Origin of the sequence: Pseudorhodoplanes sinuspersici, from assembly GCF_002119765.1 — a bacterium.
GTDB classification, from domain to species: domain Bacteria; phylum Pseudomonadota; class Alphaproteobacteria; order Rhizobiales; family Xanthobacteraceae; genus Pseudorhodoplanes; species Pseudorhodoplanes sinuspersici.
The window spans coordinates 3194300-3213661 of the sequence record NZ_CP021112.1 but is presented as its reverse complement, the minus strand read 5'-3'; the positions used below and the strand labels follow the sequence as shown (position 1 = coordinate 3213661).

At 59.9% G+C, this 19362-nt stretch carries 20 protein-coding genes; 13 read left to right on the top strand and 7 right to left on the bottom strand.

The genetic code is table 11. The annotated features are described in order from the left end of the window. Nucleotides 1-203: 203 nt before the first annotated feature. Genes CAK95_RS15570 through cnbZ form a run of 7 tightly spaced genes read left to right on the top strand, consistent with a single transcriptional unit; the run spans nucleotide 204 to nucleotide 6979 of the window. Nucleotides 204-1403: an amino acid ABC transporter substrate-binding protein gene (locus CAK95_RS15570; protein WP_086088729.1), complete on the top strand. Its 1200-nt coding sequence runs from the start codon at nucleotides 204-206 to the stop codon at nucleotides 1401-1403. A gap of 10 nt (nucleotides 1404-1413) precedes the next feature. After that, nucleotides 1414-2286 carry a branched-chain amino acid ABC transporter permease gene (locus CAK95_RS15565; protein WP_086088728.1) on the top strand — a complete coding sequence of 291 codons (873 nt, stop codon included), beginning with the start codon at nucleotides 1414-1416 and terminating at the stop codon, nucleotides 2284-2286. Then, entirely contained in the window at nucleotides 2286-3230 is a 945-nt protein-coding gene (locus CAK95_RS15560) for a branched-chain amino acid ABC transporter permease (protein ID WP_086088727.1), read from the top strand. Before CAK95_RS15565 ends, CAK95_RS15560 begins: the two co-directional genes overlap by 1 nt. Further along, nucleotides 3227-3979 carry an ABC transporter ATP-binding protein gene (locus CAK95_RS15555; RefSeq protein ID WP_086088726.1) on the top strand — a complete coding sequence of 251 codons (753 nt, stop codon included), beginning with the start codon at nucleotides 3227-3229 and terminating at the stop codon, nucleotides 3977-3979. The genes CAK95_RS15560 and CAK95_RS15555 overlap by 4 nt, the downstream gene beginning before the upstream one ends. Further along, nucleotides 3976-4692 (top strand): ABC transporter ATP-binding protein, encoded by a 717-nt coding sequence (locus tag CAK95_RS15550; RefSeq protein WP_086088725.1) that lies wholly within the window; start codon nucleotides 3976-3978, stop codon nucleotides 4690-4692. The genes CAK95_RS15555 and CAK95_RS15550 overlap by 4 nt, the downstream gene beginning before the upstream one ends. A gap of 21 nt (nucleotides 4693-4713) precedes the next feature. Continuing rightward, nucleotides 4714-6192 carry an aldehyde dehydrogenase family protein gene (locus CAK95_RS15545; RefSeq protein ID WP_086088724.1) on the top strand — a complete coding sequence of 493 codons (1479 nt, stop codon included), beginning with the start codon at nucleotides 4714-4716 and terminating at the stop codon, nucleotides 6190-6192. A 40-nt stretch (nucleotides 6193-6232) separates the two neighbouring features. Beyond that, nucleotides 6233-6979 (top strand): 2-amino-5-chloromuconate deaminase CnbZ, encoded by a 747-nt coding sequence (cnbZ, locus tag CAK95_RS15540; protein WP_086088723.1) that lies wholly within the window; start codon nucleotides 6233-6235, stop codon nucleotides 6977-6979. Nucleotides 6980-7086: 107 nt separating this feature from the next. Here the strand turns inward: cnbZ and CAK95_RS15535 are convergent, their stop codons facing one another. After that, nucleotides 7087-7998: a LysR family transcriptional regulator gene (locus CAK95_RS15535; RefSeq protein ID WP_086088722.1), complete on the bottom strand. Its 912-nt coding sequence runs from the start codon at nucleotides 7996-7998 to the stop codon at nucleotides 7087-7089. Between the two features lie 361 nt (nucleotides 7999-8359). On the opposite strand from CAK95_RS15535, the gene CAK95_RS15530 reads away from it, so the two are divergent. Together CAK95_RS15530 and CAK95_RS29250 are read left to right on the top strand one after the other, a co-directional pair. Then, nucleotides 8360-8632 carry a hypothetical protein gene (locus CAK95_RS15530; protein ID WP_086088721.1) on the top strand — a complete coding sequence of 91 codons (273 nt, stop codon included), beginning with the start codon at nucleotides 8360-8362 and terminating at the stop codon, nucleotides 8630-8632. 159 nt (nucleotides 8633-8791) lie between these two features. After that, entirely contained in the window at nucleotides 8792-8959 is a 168-nt protein-coding gene (locus CAK95_RS29250) for a hypothetical protein (RefSeq protein WP_157699638.1), read from the top strand. A gap of 223 nt (nucleotides 8960-9182) precedes the next feature. Here the strand turns inward: CAK95_RS29250 and CAK95_RS15525 are convergent, their stop codons facing one another. After that, nucleotides 9183-9380: a hypothetical protein gene (locus CAK95_RS15525; protein WP_086088720.1), complete on the bottom strand. Its 198-nt coding sequence runs from the start codon at nucleotides 9378-9380 to the stop codon at nucleotides 9183-9185. Between the two features lie 41 nt (nucleotides 9381-9421). Next, nucleotides 9422-9673, bottom strand: coding sequence for a hypothetical protein (locus CAK95_RS15520; protein ID WP_086088719.1), 252 nt, complete (start codon nucleotides 9671-9673; stop codon nucleotides 9422-9424). 169 nt (nucleotides 9674-9842) lie between these two features. Here CAK95_RS15520 and CAK95_RS15515 point away from each other — a divergent pair, with 169 nt between their 5' ends. Further along, the gene (locus CAK95_RS15515) at nucleotides 9843-10040 is read left to right on the top strand and encodes a hypothetical protein (RefSeq protein ID WP_086088718.1); all 198 of its coding nucleotides are present in this window, start codon (nucleotides 9843-9845) and stop codon (nucleotides 10038-10040) included. Between the two features lie 389 nt (nucleotides 10041-10429). On the opposite strand, the gene CAK95_RS15510 is transcribed toward CAK95_RS15515, so the two are convergent. Further along, nucleotides 10430-10717: a hypothetical protein gene (locus CAK95_RS15510; protein WP_086088717.1), complete on the bottom strand. Its 288-nt coding sequence runs from the start codon at nucleotides 10715-10717 to the stop codon at nucleotides 10430-10432. Nucleotides 10718-11149: 432 nt separating this feature from the next. Between CAK95_RS15510 and CAK95_RS15505 the strand changes: the two genes are divergently transcribed. Continuing rightward, nucleotides 11150-11521 (top strand): hypothetical protein, encoded by a 372-nt coding sequence (locus tag CAK95_RS15505; RefSeq protein ID WP_086088716.1) that lies wholly within the window; start codon nucleotides 11150-11152, stop codon nucleotides 11519-11521. A gap of 412 nt (nucleotides 11522-11933) precedes the next feature. Then, nucleotides 11934-12731, top strand: coding sequence for an alpha/beta hydrolase (locus CAK95_RS15500; RefSeq protein WP_086088715.1), 798 nt, complete (start codon nucleotides 11934-11936; stop codon nucleotides 12729-12731). A gap of 460 nt (nucleotides 12732-13191) precedes the next feature. Here the strand turns inward: CAK95_RS15500 and CAK95_RS15495 are convergent, their stop codons facing one another. Then, entirely contained in the window at nucleotides 13192-16296 is a 3105-nt protein-coding gene (locus CAK95_RS15495; protein WP_086088714.1) for an efflux RND transporter permease subunit, read from the bottom strand. Further along, nucleotides 16293-17471 (bottom strand): efflux RND transporter periplasmic adaptor subunit, encoded by a 1179-nt coding sequence (locus CAK95_RS15490; protein WP_245303419.1) that lies wholly within the window; start codon nucleotides 17469-17471, stop codon nucleotides 16293-16295. The genes CAK95_RS15495 and CAK95_RS15490 overlap by 4 nt, the downstream gene beginning before the upstream one ends. A 131-nt stretch (nucleotides 17472-17602) precedes the next feature. Here CAK95_RS15490 and CAK95_RS15485 point away from each other — a divergent pair, with 131 nt between their 5' ends. Further along, complete coding sequence (locus CAK95_RS15485; RefSeq protein WP_147413722.1) at nucleotides 17603-18343, top strand: hypothetical protein; 741 nt, start codon at nucleotides 17603-17605, stop codon at nucleotides 18341-18343. Here CAK95_RS15485 and CAK95_RS15480 read toward each other — a convergent pair. Next, entirely contained in the window at nucleotides 18309-19106 is a 798-nt protein-coding gene (locus CAK95_RS15480) for a helix-turn-helix transcriptional regulator (RefSeq protein ID WP_157699637.1), read from the bottom strand. The two genes, CAK95_RS15485 and CAK95_RS15480, sit on opposite strands and share 35 nt — an antisense overlap. Nucleotides 19107-19362 lie beyond the last annotated feature (256 nt).

Here is a 19362-nt window from a genome sequence, read left to right as displayed (position 1 = left end):
GGCCCCTCGGCTGCGCGAGCCGATTTGAAGCGCCGGTGGTGAGAATATGGGCGGGCGCGACAATCTCGTGAGGGCGTTCTCAAATCGGCAACACCTTATAGCCGGAATTCTGCTTTGGCAGCACGGCCTCCCCTGTCACACTTGATCCCGTCATTATGTTCCGGTCGTCGCACCGGTTCGGGGAAGTCAGAGAGGGTCACGATATGGATCGACGGTCATTCCTTGCTGGGTCAGTTGCCACCGTTGCGGCATCCAGCTTTGCCACCGCACAGAGCGCTGACGAAATCCGCATTGGAGCGCCGTTGCCGCTGACCGGGCCCCTGGCGCCGGAGGGCCGGAAGCAGAAGCGAGGTTATGATCTCTGGGCCGCCGAAGTCATGAAACGCGGTGGCGTCGAAGTCGGCAACAAGAAGCTCCCGGTCCGGATCATCTATTCCGATTATCAATCGGCAACCCCGAGGGGCGTTCAGGCCTGCGAATTCCTGGTGAACCAGGAGAAAGCCCAATTCCTGTTCGCCCCGTTCGGTTCGGGCGCGGCGAAAGCTGGCAGCGCCATTGCCGAGCGATACAAAATCCCCATGCTGGCGGCGACCGCCTCCTCCCGCGAAGTCTACGATCAGGGCTTCAAGTATCTGTTCGGCACCTTCACGCCGAATGAAACGCTGACCGATCCGCTCGCAGCTCTTGTTGTGGCCAAGGCACCGGCGGTGAAGAAGGTCGCAATCTTCTCGCGCAACGACCTTTTGCCGCTGTCGCTGGCAACCGCGCTCCGCGAAGGCGTCAAGCGGCACAAGCTGGATCTCGTCTTCGACGAAAAATTCGCGATCGGTGCGCTCGATTTCGCAGCGCCGCTGACACAGATGCGCGCGGCGGCACCCGACTGGATTTTTGTCGGCGGTTACATCAACGATCTGATCCAGGTCCGCACGCAGATGCGCGAACTCGGCCTCAAGTCGCAGGTCCTGACGATGATCGCAGGGCCCGCCTATGAAGAATATATCCAGGCGCTCAAGGGCGCGGCCGAGAATGTATCAAGCGCATCGTGGTGGCATCCTTCGGTCCGCTACGAAGGCGAGGACATGTTTGGCTCGACGCAGAAATACGTGGAGACCTTCAAGGCCGCCTATAACGGCGATGTCCCGGACTATGCCGAAGCATCAGCTTCGGCGATCGGCGCCATTCTTCAACTGGCCTTGAAGAAGACCGGCACGACCGACGGCCCGGCGGTACGCGACGCGCTCGCGGCGATGAATGTCAAAACATTCTGGGGGCCGGTGCATTTCGGGCCGAGCGGCCAGATCGACAGCCTGACGCCACCGGTCTTTCAGATCCAGGGCGGCAAAACCGTCGTGCTGCTGCCTGACGAAGTCAAGCAAGGCGATCTGAAGCTCGGCATCAGCTAAAGCAAACACCATGAATGCTGCGATCCTCGCGCAGGTCGTGGTCAACGGGCTTTTGCTCGGTGGCCTCTATGCTGCGATCGCCGCCGGATTTTCTCTCGTCTGGGGCGTGCTCAATGTCGTCAACATGCTGCACGGCTCGGCCGTGGTGCTGGGAGCCTATGCCGCGTTCTTCGGCTGGCAGCTCGGCATCAATCCGTTCCTGGCCGCCCTGCTCGTCGGACCGGCGATCGGACTGCTGGGCTGGGTCGTCCAGCGCTTCATTGTGCAACGGGTGATCGCGGCACCGGTGCTGATCACATTGGTGCTGACCTTTGCACTCGACCTGATCCTCAACAACGCCATGCTCGCGGCCTTCACCGCAGACTACCGCAAGATCGGGTCGATTACCGGCCTGCCGCCGCTGATTGTCGGTTCGGTTGCGATTTCCGCAGACCGGCTGATCGCAGCCGTGCTCGGCATTGCCGCGACATTCGCGGTGCACCTTTATCTCACGCGGTCGCGGCTGGGCCGCGCCATTGTTGCCGTCCGCATGGATCAGGAGACGGCGCGGCTGATGGGGGTGAAGGTCGAACATATCTATGCCCTCACCTTCGGCCTCGGTCTGGCGCTTGCGGGTGTTGCCGGCTGTCTTATCGCAGCGGTGTTTCCGATCTCGCCGCTCAATAGCGGCAGTTATCTCGGCGTGGCGTTTGTCGCCTGTGTGCTGGGTGGTCTTGGCAGCGTGAACGGAGCCATTATCGGCGGTCTTGTTCTGGGTGTTGTCGAGAGCCTCGGGTCGATGCTGGTCGGTGCCGAATACGGCGTCACCGTCGCATCCGTTCTGCTCATTCTGATGTTGCTGTGGCGTCCGCAGGGACTGCTCGGCCGGGCGGGGTACGATTGATGCAATCCGCTCTGTCTCGCTGGTTTTTGCCGCTCATCATCATGGTTATCGGCGCAGTCATCGCCTTTGGCCTGCCGCTGGTTCTCTCCAACGAAACCTATCTGCTGCGGCTGGCCACATCGCTTGCGCTCCTGATCACACTTGCGTCCGCCTGGAATCAGGTCGGCGGCTTCACGGGCTATCCGTCATTCGCGACTGCTGCTTTTTTCGGTCTGGGTGCCTACGCATCGGCGGTCATGCAGCAATTCGGCTGGTCCGTCTTTGCGGGCTACGCCATGGCTGCACTCTGCGCCGCCCTCCTCTCGGCGCCGTTCGGTTTCGCAATCCTGCGCCTGAAGGGACATTACTTCGCGATCGCCAGCCTGATGCTCGTCTCCATTCTGCGGGAAATCACCACCGGCTGGGCCGATGTGACGGGCGGTGGCATGGGCATCAATCTACCCGGTGCCGGCGGAGACCCGCTCGCGATCGCACGCATCTCGCTGGAAATCATGGTGATGCTTGCGGCGTTTTCGGTCGCGCTGTCATTGGTGATCGCGAAAGGTTGGCTCGGTTTCGGGTTGTCCTGCATCCGCATGAACGAAACCGCGGCTGTCAGCGCGGGCATCGATGCGCCACGGCTCAAGACCATCGCCTTCACGATTTCGTCCGCCATCTGCGGCGTCGCCGGCGCGGCTTATGCGGGATGGATCGGTTACATCGATCCTTCCGACGTCTACGACATCATGTGGTCGGTGCGACCGATCATTGCAGCGCTCATCGGCGGTGTCGGCACGGTGTTCGGTCCTGTGGTCGGATCGGTGATCTATCTCGTCTTCGAAGAATTGATGTGGCGTAATTTGCTGACATTCGGCACGGGCGCACTCGGCATTCTGATCGCCATCCTTGTGCTCGTCATGCCGGGCGGTGTGCTGCCTTCTCTCAGAAAAGGAAAGGTGTCATGACCGCTTTGCTGGAACTGCAAGGCCTGACACGCCGGTTCGGCGGATTGACGGCCGTCGACAAAGTCTCCTTCTCATTGAATGAGGGTGAGATTGTCGGCCTGATCGGATCGAATGGCGCAGGCAAGACCACCCTCGTCAATCTCGTCACCGGTCATCTCCAGCCGACCGCCGGCCGCATTGTCTTTGCCGGACACGATGTGACCGGCAAGGCCCCCTATCATCTCGCGCGTCTTGGTCTCGTCCGCACCTTTCAGGTGGTGCAACCCTTCATGCAACTGACCGCGCTGGACAATGTCGCGGCTGTCGCGTTGTTTGCCGGCGGCGCTGCCGACATGGCTGCCGCAAGGCAAGTTGCCGCAGCGGCGCTGGAGCGGCTCGGCATTGGTGAACTTGCGCATCGGCTGCCGCCGCATATCACGCTCGCCCAGCGCAAACGGCTTGAACTTGCCAAGGCGCTGGCCGCAAAACCGAAGCTGCTGTTCCTCGACGAAGTCAATGCCGGGCTGAACTCCGCCGAAATCGACGGCGTCCTGACCATGATCCGTGCGATTGCCGCGGAGGGCGTCACGATTGTCATCATCGAGCATCTGATGAAAGTCGTGCGCGGCCTCTGCCGCCGGTTGGTGGTGCTGCATCAGGGCGCGCTGCTTGCCGACGGCCCGACCGACGATGTGGCCCGCGACCCGGCCGTGATCCAGGCCTATCTCGGCACGCGCGGCGCGGCGATGCTGGAGACGAGGCCGTCATGACGCATCTGTCGATTCAGAATCTCTCCGCAGGATATGGCGACGTGCGCGTTCTCTACGACGTCTCCTTCGACGTTCCCATTCCCGGCATTACCGCGGTCATCGGCTCGAACGGCGCCGGCAAGACAACATTGCTGCGCACTTTGTCCGGCCTGATCCGGCCGACGAAAGGCGAGATTCAACTGGGCGGGACACGGCTCCATGGTCTCGAGCCGGACGGCTTCGTCACAGCTGGCATCGCACATGTGCCGGAAGGACGCCGCCTGTTCGCGGGCATGACCGTGGAGGACAATCTGCTGATCGGCGCGTTTTCCAGACAGGCCCCGAAAGCAGAAATTTCCCGCGATCTCGAGGCGGTCTACAGCCTGTTCCCCAAGCTTCACGAGCGGCGCCGCCAGGACGCCATCTCGATGTCCGGCGGCGAACAGCAGATGTGCGCCATCGGCCGCGGCATGATGGCCAAGCCGCGCGTCATGATGATCGACGAACTCTCGCTTGGTCTCGCGCCGGTGATGGTGGACGTTCTGATCGCCGCGCTGAAGCAGCTTGCCGGCAACGGTCTTGGTCTGTTGGTCGTCGAACAGGATGTTGCGGTCGCTTTCGATCTTGCCGACCAGGTCGTCATCGTCGATCGCGGCCGGGTGACCAGAGCTGGCACAAGTCAAGAGGTTGCCGCCGATCCTGCCATTCGCAACGCCTATCTCGGCGAAATCTAAACCCCAAAGCTGGACGCAAAAATGAACGTGCAAGAAAGGCGCGCTGCTGCCTTTGAAACCATTCGTTCGCCCTACGACGGCTCGCCGGTCGGCGAGATGCCGGTGGCCGATGAAGCCGCCGTCGAAAAGGCAATCGTCGCAGCCCAGCGCGGCTTTGCGATCATGCGCCGTCTGCCACGCTTTGCCCGCGCCGACATTCTGGTTCGCGCGGCCGAGATCCTCCGCAAGCGCCGCGACGAAGCCGTGCGCACGATCGCTGCCGAAGCCGGCAAGCCGCTCTATGATGCGCGCGGAGAAGTGGCGCGCTCGCTGTTCAATCTGACGAACGCCGCAGCGGAGGCACGCCGCTTCGGCGGCCACGAAGTGCCGCTCGACATGGATGCCGGTGTCTATGAATACCAGACCACGACGGCATCGGGGGCGCCTCTCGATCTCGCCAAGGCGGACCTCGACGCACTGGCCTCGGTCCGAAGGCGCGTCGGCATTGCGCGGCGTTTTCCGATCGGGCCGATCCTGGCGATCGCACCTTTCAATTTTCCGCTCAATCTCGTGCTGCACAAGGTTGCTCCCGCGCTTGCGGTCGGCAATTCGGTCGTATTGAAGCCGGCACCGCAAACGCCCCTCACCTCGCTTCTGCTGGGCGAAATCCTTGCCGAGGCCGGCTTGCCCGATGATGCCCTGCAGATCGTGCATTGTCCGGTTCCTCTCGCGGAAAAGATGGTCAAGGACGACCGCTTTGCGATGGTGACCTTCACCGGTTCGGCAAAGGTCGGCTGGCATATCAAGGCGCTCGCCGGCCACAAGAAGGTTGCGCTTGAACTTGGCGGCAACGGCGCCGTCATTGTCTGCGCCGATGCCGATCTCGATTATGCGGCGGCGCGTTGTGTCCGCGGTGGCGTTGTCTATGGCGGACAATATTGCATCGGCGTGCAGCGCATTCTGGTCGAGCGCGCAGTGCACGAGCCGTTCGTCGCCAAACTGCTCGAGAAGGTCCGTGCCTGCAAGGTCGGCAATCCGATGCAGGAAGGCATCGACGTCGGTCCGGTGATCGACGAAGGCTCGGCCATCCGCATCGAAAGCTGGATCCGCGAAGCGGAGGCGGCGGGAGCGAAGGTGCTGGTCGGCGGCACGCGCGAGCGCGCAGTCATTCAGCCCACAGTGCTCGCCGATACGAAGCCGGGCATGAAGGTCGAAGACGAAGAGATCTTCGGACCCGTCGTCACGGTCAATCCGTTCGACACATTCGAACAAGCCGTCACCCGGGCGAATGACAGCAAATACGGCCTGCAGGGCGGCCTGTTCACACGCGACATCACCCGCGCATTCTCTGCAATCGAGGACTGGGATGTCGGCGGACTGATGGTGAACGATGTGCCGATCTACCGGCTCGACAACATGCCATTCGGCGGCTGGAAACAATCGGGACTGGGCCGCGAAGGCACGGTCTACGCCATGGAAGAGATGACGGACATCAAGCATCTCGTCATCAACTACGCCTGATCAACAACAGCACTCTTCAAGAACACTTTCGGAGATAAAAATGGCTGACGTCATTTCTTTCGCGCCTGGCGGCTATCGCTATATCAAGGGCGTCTTCCAGTATTCGGCGGGCGTTGCCGCCGAGCCCGGTTACCGGCTCGAGCGCGTTCGGTTTGCCAATCCCGTTCCCCTGCAGGAAGGCTTCCGCCGGATCGAACAGATCATCAAAGATGCCGGGCGTCCGCTTTCGTCATTCGCCGCGTGCGAACTGCGCTCGCCCGCGCCGTTTACGGAGGAAGGCTTCACAGCCTTCAACAAGATCTATGTCGGCACGCTGAAGGACTGGGGGATCTTTGGCGACAACAATCCGGTCGCGCGCAGCAATGTCTGTCCCGAAGTCTCGCCGCCTGCAGAGCCCAGCTTCTACGCGTTCTCCTATACGGTTGAGGATGCGAATGCCGCCCCAAGTTTCGTTGTCGCCGGCAGCGGCGAAGCGCCGGAGGGACTTGGCAATTACGCCGATCACCTTATTGCCCGCGGCGATGTCAGCCCATCCGGACTGCGCCAGAAAGCGCAATGGGTCCTCGGCGAAATGGAGCGGCGCATGGGCGCGCTCGGTTTCGGATGGGGACAGACGACGGGCGTGCAGCTCTACACAGTGCATGACATTCACCCGTTCGTTGCCGACGAGATCGCAAAGCGCGGCGCCATGCGCGCCGGCCTGACATGGCATTTCAACCGGCCGCCGGTCCGCGAACTGGAATACGAGATGGATTGCCGCGGCGTCGCCATCGAGCGGACGGTCTGAACGCCAGAGCGTTTCCGGCTTTGATAAAATCAAAGCCGGAGTTCTAGCTTCTTGTGTTGACGCGTTTTCTTCACGCGAACCGGTATCCACTTCGCTCGAAAACGCTCTTACACGAGGATCTGTGTCTTCCGCGCGACCGCCTCGTCGCGAAGCTGTTTGAGGAAAGCCTCCACGGCCTGCGGCTGGCGGCGCGCGCCAAGCACCATAACGTCAATGGACGAATGGCGCAGTGTCGGATTTGTCAGCGGCACGGCGATCAGCTGACCGCTGGCCAATTCCCGGCGCACGGAAAGCTGGGTGATCACCGACACGCCAATGCCGTTGAATGCAAAGGCCCGCAAGGCATCGATGCAGTTCGTCATCAGCGCGGCATTCAGTCGAAGCCTGGAAATCCGGCACGCCTCGTCGATCAACGTGCGAATGCCGAAACCAGTGACCGGAATGGCAAGCGGATAGCCCAGCACCTCGCGAAGATTGATCGATTTCTTTTTTGCGAGGGGATGCGATGGCGCGCAGACCACACAGAGACGATCGAAGATCTGCAGGCGAAATTCGATTTCCGCCTCCAGGCGGCCATTGAACGCAAGACCGATGTCGGCATCGCCGTTTTTCACCGCCTTGATAATGTCGTCGGTCCCGATCACGCCGAGCTGGAAACTCACGCCGGGAGAGCTGGCCCGGAAAGCAGCGATCGTTTGCATCAGATAGTCGCTGACCACGCCTTCTGCGGACACCACCCGCACGATGCCGCGCTTCAGCCCTTTCAGTTCGGCCAGTTCGTTCCGGGCCCGCTCTTCGTCCAGCATGACGAGCTTGGCGTGCCGCGCATAAATCTCGCCTGCGGGCGTCAGCCGCATGCCCTGGCTGTTCCGATCGAACAGGGCCATTCCGACCTGATGTTCAAGCTGCTGGATCTGACGGCTGAGCGCGGATGCCGCGACATTCAATCGCTCCGAAGCCTTTCGGATGGTGCCCGCGCGCGCGACCTCATGAAAATAGCGCAGTTGAGTGAAGTCCATGAAACCCCGTGCACAAAGTCGCGTATTTTTTCAAAATGGGCGACGCGTCCTTCGACCCTCGCCGGTTATTCAGCACCTCATCGCGCAGAGTGCAAGGGGAGCCGGGCCGTGGGCACAAATGCGCCCGTTGTGCTTACATTCACGATGACTTCGATTTTCCTGTCGAGAAAGGCCGGCCGCCTCGCCGAAGCTGCTGTCGCGCAAGGCTTGGTGCTCAGCACCACACGCTGCCTCTCAAAGCTGCGGCGATATCGGTGAGCGAGTTTACCTCGCCACCTGGACATGTGCCCGGATGAGCTTGGAACTTACGCCTGGCAAATTATTTAAATCAGCACACCCATTCCAATTCCGGGAGAAACCAATGGCGAAGAAAAGTTGGCAGCGGCCGGGCTCGCCCATCGGCCGGAAAGGGGCCCGAAAAGCGAACCCGAAATATCGCACACGCTCCGGCGAAGCTTGGGAGCGGAACGAAGTGAAGGAATTGAAAGCGCTCGCAAAGCAAAACACCCCGACCGGCGTCATCAGTCTCAAGCTTCAGCGGCCGGAAGGCGCTATTCGCAGCAAGGCACAACGTGAAGGCATCTCGCTTCGCCCGACCAATCGCTCTCCGTATTCGCGTCGAAAGGCCTCGTGATTCAAAAGACAAAGGCAGCAGCCAAACCGACGAGCCTGATGCCGCTGTCGTGATCGCGGGAGGCCTCAACACACTGTTAATATCAGCGGTCACCGGCCCATTGGGCCCTGCGACTGAGAGACGAACTGCGCTCCCGTCTGCAACGTACGGAGAGTGGTTATGGCAATTCCAGCGAAAACCGACGAAGAACGGTCACTTGCGAGGCTGCTCAGCGAGATCGCGCGGCAACAGCAAACCATCGATAAGCTAAAGGCAGCAGGCCACGCCTGCCCCGATGCCGAGCGGCAATTACATCAATTGAAAGAGGCTCTCGCCCTTTTGAGATAAACGGGCGCAATGGGCGGCCCGCCGGGAATTCAGCCGCGCCATCGCGGGAAATGTGAGACGGTCGCCCTAATCGCCGCTGCGAGAACAGCGAAATTGTCCCGATAGGATCGGCCCGATTGAGATCGCGGCTGTTACCGGCTCGATCCCACTGTTGCCGCGTCAGGCGTGAGCTCTTTGCCATCGTCAAGTGCCATCCTTGCCGGCGCAATCACCCGTCGGAAATTCAGGAGCTTTTTTCGAACGCCTCGCGCTCTTTCTCCAAGCGCTCGATGGCCTCAGTCTCCTGAGCAATGCGATCGGCCAATCGCTCCTCATTGGTCGATCCCGTCGCTGCCGCCGCTTGCTCGATCAACAGGTTGAGGTTTGCCCGAGCGACCGCGATACGGCGGTCGAGAGTGGCAAGTGTGTCTACCTTGCTCATTGTCACGCCCTCTCACAGCAGTCTCAACAAACTGGTCCGATTTATTCCTCTCCACTTTTTTCGCTTTTGCCATCGTGGCTGTGAACACCCCGGCCGAACAGTCCGAAATTGGCTGATTTTACGCCGGTCCCATGGGCTGCGCCTCCCGCGGCCACAAGACCGATCTGAAGCAGCTCGCGAACTGCGGCCGCCCGGCTGGGCATGCGGTGCTCGAACCGGAAGTCATCGACCAATGCCAATTCTTCTGGCGACAGCATGATCTGCAGCCGCTCACCGCGCGTGAGAGGAGCCATCTAATCCTCCTGAAAAAGCTTACTCATTTCACTCAACATACTCATCGCCCACTGGTTCCCACGTTTGCGACTTAGCAGCGCAATGAGTAAAATAGCTTTTTGTTTTCAACAACTTAACAACTTTCAAGACGATCCTTGCCGTGCTACAAAGTGGCGAAGGAGAAATCTCATGCGAGATTATCGCGCCTATCCCATTGGCAATGATGGACACGTTTTGCCTCCGACCGTCATTACAGCGGAAGATGATCGAGCCGCCATCGCCCAGACGAAGGCAATTTTGAACGAGAAGCCCATCGAAGTCTGGGACCGGTCGCGTCTGGTCGCGCGCCTGGAGAAATCCAGCCAAAGCTGCGAGGCCGATTCCTGACAACGTGGGCCTCAGTGCCAAGCTTCTTTTTAACAGCGTTTTCGGGCGAAGTGGGTACCGGCCTTCGCCGGCCATAGCCGGCTTCGTCCGGCAACGGCCAGTTCGCGTGAAGAAAACGCGTCAAAATAGAAAAGCTAGAGCCATGGCTTTGATTCCATCAAAGCTATGGCGCTAATGGCTTCGACTGAAGTCCGCCGCGAGATGATCGTCGTCAGGCGAGTCGAGCGCAGCGGCGCTTCACTGCTCACCGGAATTTGCGCGGCCAGCCTAGTGGAATGGTGTCAGGAGCTGGAGAAAATTTCCCTTTCGCCTCGACGGACCGGGAAGCCGGCACAAAGCTCTCGGGGGTCATAGCCCCCGAGACCCTTGCAACCGAGATCATGGGCAGATCAGCAGCCCCAGCGGCATTCGTCGCGACGCAGCTCCAGGCGAACATTCGCATCCGGATCCGAGCCGAGATAAGTGCCGTTCGGCGCATACACGGCGCGGCTGTTCACAACCTTATGCGCCGATGCGAAAGCGCCGCGAGCGGTGTCGGGGAAGTTCGGAAGGGTGGCTTCATAGGCGGTGTTGCCATGGAAGCCGTCCTCCAGGCCGCCACGGCCGTCGGCGAAAGCAGCGGTTGTAGTGGTGGCAACGAGAGCAACAACAGCAAGGGTCTGCAGTGATTTCAACATAGTCATCTCCTCTGCGTGTGTCTAACGACGATGTGCCGTTAGCGATGCGCCAGAAGTAACGCAGCGCCCTTTTATGGGTTAGCTATACGTGCGGGCGGGTACCCTATCGGATCGTATAGCGGCCTTAAGCCTTGGCGGTACGAGCATGGGCGCGCTGGAATAAGCCGATGAAATCTGATGGGACGCTATTTACAGAAAGTCATGCCTTTGATCGGTTGCATTAAGGGATGATCAGAGGCCGGAATCTAAAATATCCGTATAGGACGCCCATCACTCTGGGTTATGGATTTCGCGCCCGGCGCGCCAAACATTCGCTTCACGCCTTTGGAGCAGCAGATCCGCGTTTCATGACATTCGCAGCAATGCTTGAGCGGCAATCGGTCCATTGGCAGGTGGTTGTTTGGATTGTCTCAAACGTCGAGGAGACGAGTCATGACATTGAATTTGATGAGCAAGGCGCTGGTCTATTCGGTGCCCGTCATATTTCTGGTGAGCTTGGCTGATCCGGCCGCTGCAGATGACTGCAGCACGGGTATCGATCGCGTTCAGGCGCAACTGGACGCCGTCCTCGCACGCCGCGCGGCGGCCGGACCGACGGCGAAACAGAGCGATTTCGCGACCATGCGCAGGCAGCCGACGCCGGAAACCGTGGCCCGCGCAGAAGCCGAAACAGGGAGTTGGCAAGGTGCGCCGAAGGCTGTGGCGGCGCTCCAGAATGCACGTGATGCCAGAGCCCGCGGAGATCAGCGCAGTTGTCTCGAAGCGCTTGAATCGGCGCGCTCGGTCATTCGAGAGGCTAACTAGGCAGACAAAGCCGCGTTAGGGCGTTGCAAAAAGACATCGGCGTGTTGTCAGGGCGCAGGTGTCCGGCGATTGCGTCGGCTTGTGAGGTTCGGGCGAATATTTGAGCCAGACGCATACTTAAGGATGTGCCTGCCTAAGCCATCGGATGACAATCCGAGTCCTAAGTAAAGTAGTGGCCCCCGCATGCCATCCTTAATCTGCGCGTCAGCAATCAACCTAAGTCAAAGCTTGAGGTGAGTGCCATGCTGACGAAAATGATCACAGACGTCGTGCGATCACAGCTTAACGCATTGATCGCCTTTATATTCACGCTGCAGCCGCAACAAAGAAGGCAGTTCGTCCCGATGCCGGTCCGTGCACGCATCGGTGAACCCCGCAGAATTTACACCGCAATATCAGAGGAGCCACGCCAATGACAGTCTGGAAAACCTGCCTGGCCGCAATGGCCACGCTCTCGCTCGTATCCGCAGCCGTCCCGGCCAAAGCCGAGCCGGTAAAGAATATCGTTCTGGTTCACGGCGCCTGGGTGGATGCCTCTGGCTGGAAGCCGGTTTACGACATTCTCAAGCGCCAAGGGTTCAACGTCACCATGGCACAGGAGCCGGAAACCTCGTTTGCCGACGATGTTGCGGCGGTCAAGCGCGTGCTCGACATGCAAAAGGGGCCAACGCTTCTCGTCGGGCACAGCTATGGCGGCTCACTCATTACCGAGGCCGGTGTACATCCCAATGTTGTCGGGCTTGTCTATGTCGCAGCGCATGCGCCTGATGTCGGAGAGGACGAAGGCTCGCTCGGTAAAAAGACGCCGAGCGTTCTCGCCAAGACAGCCGGTGCGATTCAGAAGACGCCGGATGGATATACCTATCTCAATCCGGCGGATTTTCCGAAACTGTTCGCGCCCGATCTTCCGCATGAACGGTCGGAATTCGTTGCGCGCTCGCAGGTGCTGGCCGCAGCCAGTGTGTTCACGACGCCTTTGACTGTCGCCGCCTGGAAGACGAAACCAAGCTGGGGAATTGTGGCTGGCGGCGATCAGATCATCAATCCCGATCTCGAACGCTGGTATTATGCCCGCGCCAAGAGCCACACAACGGAGATCAAGGGCGCGAGCCATTCCGTGTATGAATCGCATCCGCGTGAGGTGGCGGCGGTAATTGCCGACGCGGCTCGGCATCTTCAGCAAGATGCCATCGGTAAAGCCAAAAAATAAGTTCGTTGCGTTGCATCCCGCACCAGCCTCACGCCCGAGGCTGGTGCTTTATGTTGCTGAGAGACTTAAGGCAGGTGCCATCCGGCCTCATGACCGCGCGATTATCTCTTCCTACCCTTTATCTCTTCCTACCCTCGGCAATGCGAACCAGTACAACCGTGGTTGCGGCACTGACAATGCCACGCATATTGTGTGATGTTCGGCCACCCACACGCAATTACACCCGAGGCGCACGGCAAGGGCGGCAACGTCGCGCGCATTGTTAAGCGGGCCATGCGCATCAACCGCCTCCATGACCCGGACGAGTTCAAGGATCGATAAAGGTGGCATGCGCCGCCTCCTGAATTGTGTCGATAACTAACCACCCTCGACGCAGGCAATAGAGCGCAGCGCAGCGGATTTGTGCGAAGGGCGTCTGCATTCTAGACATCGCAGCAGTAATCGGCGCTGATGTTTATTCCTATTCGGCGCCTTCCTGCGGCGCGTCCTGCGCCCGTTGCGGCCTCCTGTTCAGCCACGTCTGGATCCGGTCGAGATAGAGGTAGACGACAGGAGTCGTGTACAGCGTGAGCATCTGGCTCACGATAAGGCCGCCAACGATCGTATAGCCGAGCGGTTGCCGCAGCTCCGATCCTGCCCCTACACCCAGCATCAGCGGCACACCGCCGAGAAGCGCCGCCATCGTGGTCATCAGGATCGGCCGGAAGCGCAGCACGCACGCGCGATAGATCGACTCTTCCGACGTCAAGCCTTCGTTCCGCTCCGCTTCGAGCGCGAAATCGACCAGCATGATGCCATTCTTTTTTACGATGCCAATTAGCAAGATCACGCCGATCAGGGCGATGACGCTGAAATCCATCCCCACAAGCATCAGCAAGATCAACGCACCGATGCCAGCGGACGGCAGCGTCGACAGGATGGTGACGGGATGCACGACGCTTTCATAAAGCACACCGAGAATGATGTAGATCGTGACGAGCGCCGCCAGGATGAGCAGCGGCGCGCCGGCGAGCGCATCCAGAAAGCCGTTGGCATTACCCTGGAAGCTGGTGGCGAGCGATATGGGCTTGCCGCTTTCCCGCTCCACCTTGTTGATCGCGGTAACGGCGTCCCCTAACGCTGCGCCGGGCTTCAGGTTGAACGAGATGGTGGCGGAAGGGAACAGGCCCTGATGATTGATTACAATGGGCGCCGTCGTGATCGAAGCATCGACCAGCGTGCTCAACGGCACCTGCTGTCCGGTTGACGAATTCACGTAGATGCCCCGTAGCGCCTCCGGACCGGTCTGAAATCGCGGATTGACTTCGAGCACGACGTGATACTGATTGAGCGACGTGAATATGGTGGAGACGATACGTTGGCCGAAAGCGTCGTCGAGCGTGTTATCGATCGTCGACGGGAGGATGCCGAAGGTCGAGGCAATATCGCGCTTTACCGTCGCGTTGAGACGCGGCCCGGAATTTTCCTGGTCGGTCGCGACATCCGTGATCTCAGGGATCTGTTTCAGCTTCTCGAGAAAATAGGCCGACCAGCGGTCGAGCTCATTCGAATCGGCATCGCTCAGGGTGAACTGATACTGAGTTTTGGACAAGCGCGCACCGATGGTGATGTCCTGCGCCGCCTGCATGTAGAGCGTGATACCTGGAATAGCCGCGAGCGAAGTCTGCAGCCGGCGGATCACCTGGTCGGCACTCAGGTCACGTTGCGGCTTCAGTGCAATGAACATGCGGCCCTGATTTAGCGTCACGGTCTGGCCGCCAGCGCCGACATTCGCCCCCACCGTCGAAACCGCCGGGTCTTTGAGCACCGTATTGATTACCGCGCGCATGCGGTCGGTCATCGCATCATAGGAGATGTCCTGCGCCGCTTCCGCAATGCCGACGATCAGGCCCGTATCCTGTTGCGGGAAGAAGCCCTTGGGAATGACGACAAAAAGATAGCCCGTGACACCGATCGTGCCCAGCATCACCATCAGCGTGATAAAGCGATGGCGCAAAGCGACTTTGAGGCTTCGCTCATATGCACCAAGAAGGATATCGAAGCCGCGCTCTGACAGACGATAAAGCCGTCCATGCTGCCTTCCTGCTTCGGTCTTGAGCAGGCGCGCGCAGAGCATCGGCGTGAGCGTCAGCGAAATCAGAAGTGAGAGGATCAGCGACACACTCACGGTCACCGCAAATTCCTGGAACAGCTTGCCGACATAGCCGCCCATCAGGAACAGCGGAATGAAGACCGCAATCAGCGACAGCGTAATCGAAACGATCGTAAAGCCGATCTCCTTCGAGCCTCTCAGAGCAGCCTCCATCGGGCTGAGGCCCTCCTCGAGGTGGCGGACGATATTCTCGATCACCACCACAGCGTCATCGACGACGAAGCCGACGGATATCGACAGCGCCATGAGCGACAAATTGTCGAGGCTGAAACCGAAAAGATAAAGCACCGCGAACACGCCAATCAGCGACAACGGCACGGTGACGGCCGGAATCACGGTCGCCCAGAAATTGCGTAGAAAGAGAAAGATCACCATCACCACCAGGGCGACCGTGAGCATCAAGGTGAACTGCACATCCGAAACAGAGGCGCGAATGGTCTCCGTGCGGTCGGATATCAGATTGATCTTGATGGCCGGAGGCAGCGACGCTTGCAATTGCGGCAACAAGGACTTGATGCGATCGACCGTCTCGATCACGTTGGCGTTCGGTTCGCGCTGGATCGCCAGGATGATGGCACGCTGATTGTTGTACCAGCCGGCGACCAGGTTATTTTCAGGCGCTTCAATTGCCCGGCCGATATCGCGGATGCGCACGGGCGAGCCATTGCGATAGGCGACGATCAGATCTTCATAAGCCTGCGGCTTCAGCAATTGATCGTTGGTGTTGAGCGTGAAGGTCTGGTGCGGGCTGTTGAGCGTGCCTTTCGGGAGGTCCACATTGGCCTGGCTCAGAACATTGCGGACATCTTCGAGGCCGACGCCGCGATTGGCGAGCGCCTGAGGGTCGACCTGAACGCGGATCGCCGGCTTTTGCTGTCCACCGATACCGACGAGACCGACGCCCGGAAGCTGGGAAATCTTCGGCAGAAGGATATTTTCTGCGTAGGCATCGACGGTCGTCAGAGGAAGCGAATCGGAGGTCAGTCCGAACACCAGGATTGGCGTATCGGCCGGATTCACTTTCCGGATCGTCGGCGGATACGGAATATTCTGCGGGAGATTGGGACTGGCGGCGTTGATCGCCGCGAGGACGTCCTCAGCCGCGGTATCGACATTGCGGCTCAATTCGAATTGAACCGTGATCTGCGAAATGCCGAGCGCACTCGCTGAAGTCAATTGCGTGACGCCGGGGATCTGGCTGAATTGCTGCTCGAGCGGCGTCGCAACCGACGAAGCCATGGTCTGCGGGTCGGCACCCGGAAGCTGGGCTGACACCTGGATCGTCGGGTAATTGACATTGGGCAGCGCGCTGACCGGCAGCAGCCGATAGGCTGCAAGCCCGCATAAGAGCAGACCGACCATCAACAGAGATGTCGCGATGGGCCGAGAGATGAACGGCGCGGAGATGTTCACGGAATAGCTCGCTGCACTGAGCTTTCAAGTTCATCCGCGCGGGCTGCCGTGCCCTCAAGAAGCTGCACGGCCGAACCAGGCTGCAGCCGATACTGGCCGTCGACCACCACCGTTTCTTCAGCCTGGAGTCCTGAATCGATCAGATCACGGCCGTCGTTGCTCTGTTCGACGGTCACAGAGCGCATCTGCACCGTTCCGTCCTGACCGACGACATAGACATAAGGACCATTGGGCCCCTGCTGGACGGCGGATGACGCAACCGTCACGCCGCCCGACCTGGTTTCCAGAAGCAAATGGGCATTGACGAGCTCGCCCGGCCACAAACGATGGCCGCGATTTGGGAAGTTCGCCCGCAGTCTGATCGTGCCTGTCGTCTGCAGGATTTCATTGTCGACCAGCGCCAGCGTGCCCTCATCGAGCTTGATCTTGTCGTCCTGACTATAGGCAAGAACCTTCAGGTGTCCCTTTGCCATCTGCTCCTGAATTTTCGGCAGATCCCCTTCGGGCAACGTGAAGATCACCGAGATCGGCTCGATCTGTGTCACGACGACGAGGCCGTTCGGATCGGTCGGATGGATGATGTTGCCGACATCGATCTGACGAATGCCGGTGATGCCGCTGATCGGCGATGTCAGTCGCGTATATTCGAGCTGAATCTGCGACGCTTCGATGAGCGCCTCGTCCGCCTTGATGGCGCTTTCCAGCTGAGCGACCTGCGCCTTTTGCGTGTCGAGCAACTGCGGGGTCGCAAATCCTTTATTTCCCAGCTCGGTATAGCGGCCGAGATTGGCCTGCGCGTTGGTCAACTGCGCCTGGTCACGGTTGCGCGTGGCAATCGTCTGATCAAGCTGCGCCTGGTAGGGGCGCGGGTCGATCTGCGCGAGCAGATCGCCGGCCCTGACTGGCTGTCCCTCGGTAAAGGCGATCCGCGTGATCTGACCCTGAATCTGGCTGCGGACAACGACGGTGTTATACGCGATGACCGTACCCACGCCGCGCAGATAGATCGGCACATTGCTCTTGCTGATTTTTTCAGCGACCACCGGAACCTTCGGCGCCGGCAGCGCGATCGCTTGAGCCGTCTCGGGATCAACCCAGCGTAGGAATATCGAGGCCCCGCCGCCAATCGCGGCAGCCATTGCCAGAACAATGAGTACCGCAGTCCGACGACGCATTGTCGCTCTCCCTCACTCGATGAACTCAGCAGCCACTGGTCGTATCGGACTGACAACTGGTACTCGTGCTCACTGACGGTCTCGTCCTCGCGCTTGGCTGTCCCATGTTCATCGTCGGTGATCCCATGCCCATGACGGACGGTCCTGTGCTCGTTATTGACGGTCCGGCGCCGACGATTGGCGGGATGATGGTTGTGACCGGAGCCGAGAGATTCTGCGTCGGATCGACCGGCGGCGGACTCAGACCGCCAGCACCCAGTTCGGTCGACCCCATTGGAATTCCGACCGGTCCAACTCGGGTCGCTGCTGCTATTCCGGTGGGTGACGAGGCCGATGCCGCCGGGCGTGCAAAGTCAGCGCTGGCGCCCGGCGCGCAGGTGCCCGATGCATTTCCTAGTGTGCCGCCACCATCAAAGGTCGTGGGCACCGTTGGCACGATTGATCCCTGCATTCCGGACATCGTCGGCATCATTTGCAAACCGGGCATGCCCGACACGGCGATCGACGAACCGAGCGAGGCTTGCGGAATCGAACTCCCGAAACCGGAACATATCGACACGCTGCTGGTCGAAGGCCCCGTCGACGGCACACCGGACGCGGTCGGGCTGACACCAAGGTTTGTCAGCTCCGTCGCGCCGAGCGGAATGCCTGTCGCCGGCACAGGCGCAGCCGGCCCGATCCCAAGCGGGGACGTGGTGCCCAGCAATGGAGGCGTCGGAGCGCCAATTGGGCTGATCTGTGCGAGGGCGGGACCACATGGCAGCACAAGCCCCATGACACCCATCAACAACCAGCGATTCATGACAGCCGCTCCGTTCGTTGCCGATGCGGCTGCCATTACGAGAGCGATCGATGATAGGCGGTCGGCGTGAGGCCGGTCGCCTTGCGGAAGGCCGCCGTGAACGAACTCGTCTCGCTGAAGCCGATCGTAAGCCCGATCTCCGTCACGGACGGTGACGATTTTGCCAGCAGCATCTTGGCGTGCTCGATGCGGCGGCTGTTATGATATTTGTGTGGGGGCAAACCGAATGACTGCTTGAACGCCCGGCAGAAGTAATAGGGACTCAAACGAACCAGTTCGGCGAGCTTGGCGAGCGGAATGGTTTCGGAGAGGTGCTCTTCGATATAGGTCGTGACGACTCGCTGCTGCCAAGCGGCAAGCCCACCGCGAACCGGCGCTTCCTTGAGAGACACCCCCTGATCGAGGCGAACGAGCTCATGCGCCAGAACGGCACCGAGCGCTTCGACATAGGGCAGATTGTCCTGCGATCCACTTTCGATCAGCGTCATGAGCTTGAGAGCTGTCTCTCGCAAAGCCGTGTTCTCAAAAAACAGCTTGGGAGCCAGAGGCGTCACCTCTGCATCTGCAAGCAGAGGCATCGCCTTGGGGTCGAAATAAAAGAAAGCCACGCGCGTCAGGATGCGCGGGTCATGGCATTCGCGAAACTCGTGGCCGGCGGGAACGAAGGTCAGTTTGCGCTTGAAGTCCCGCAGCGCTGACCGGGGCAATCCTTCAACGAAAGTGTCACCTTCGGTGCGTGCCCCTTGTTCGTAGACAGCTAGCAGATGGAATGACGAGCGGAAGCGGAGCTCAAGTTTTTCATTCTGCGTCGCCTGAACGATCTCGGCAGCCATTCCATCCCAGGCGATGGCTTGGCGCTTGACGACGTTAGACGGCGAAACCTGAACGCCCGGCGATGTTGCCCTGATCTTGTAATCGATCTTTTGATCGAGACGACGCGTTCTGAAGTCCGAAGAGAGTTCCGCTTCATTTGAACCGCGAAATACGGTGTGATTGAAACGGGAGGTATTATTCGAAACTAACGAATGCGTCTGCATTGGCTTCCACCTTTGACGTTTGAGCGGTTGGTCCCGGCAGGGATTTCAACTT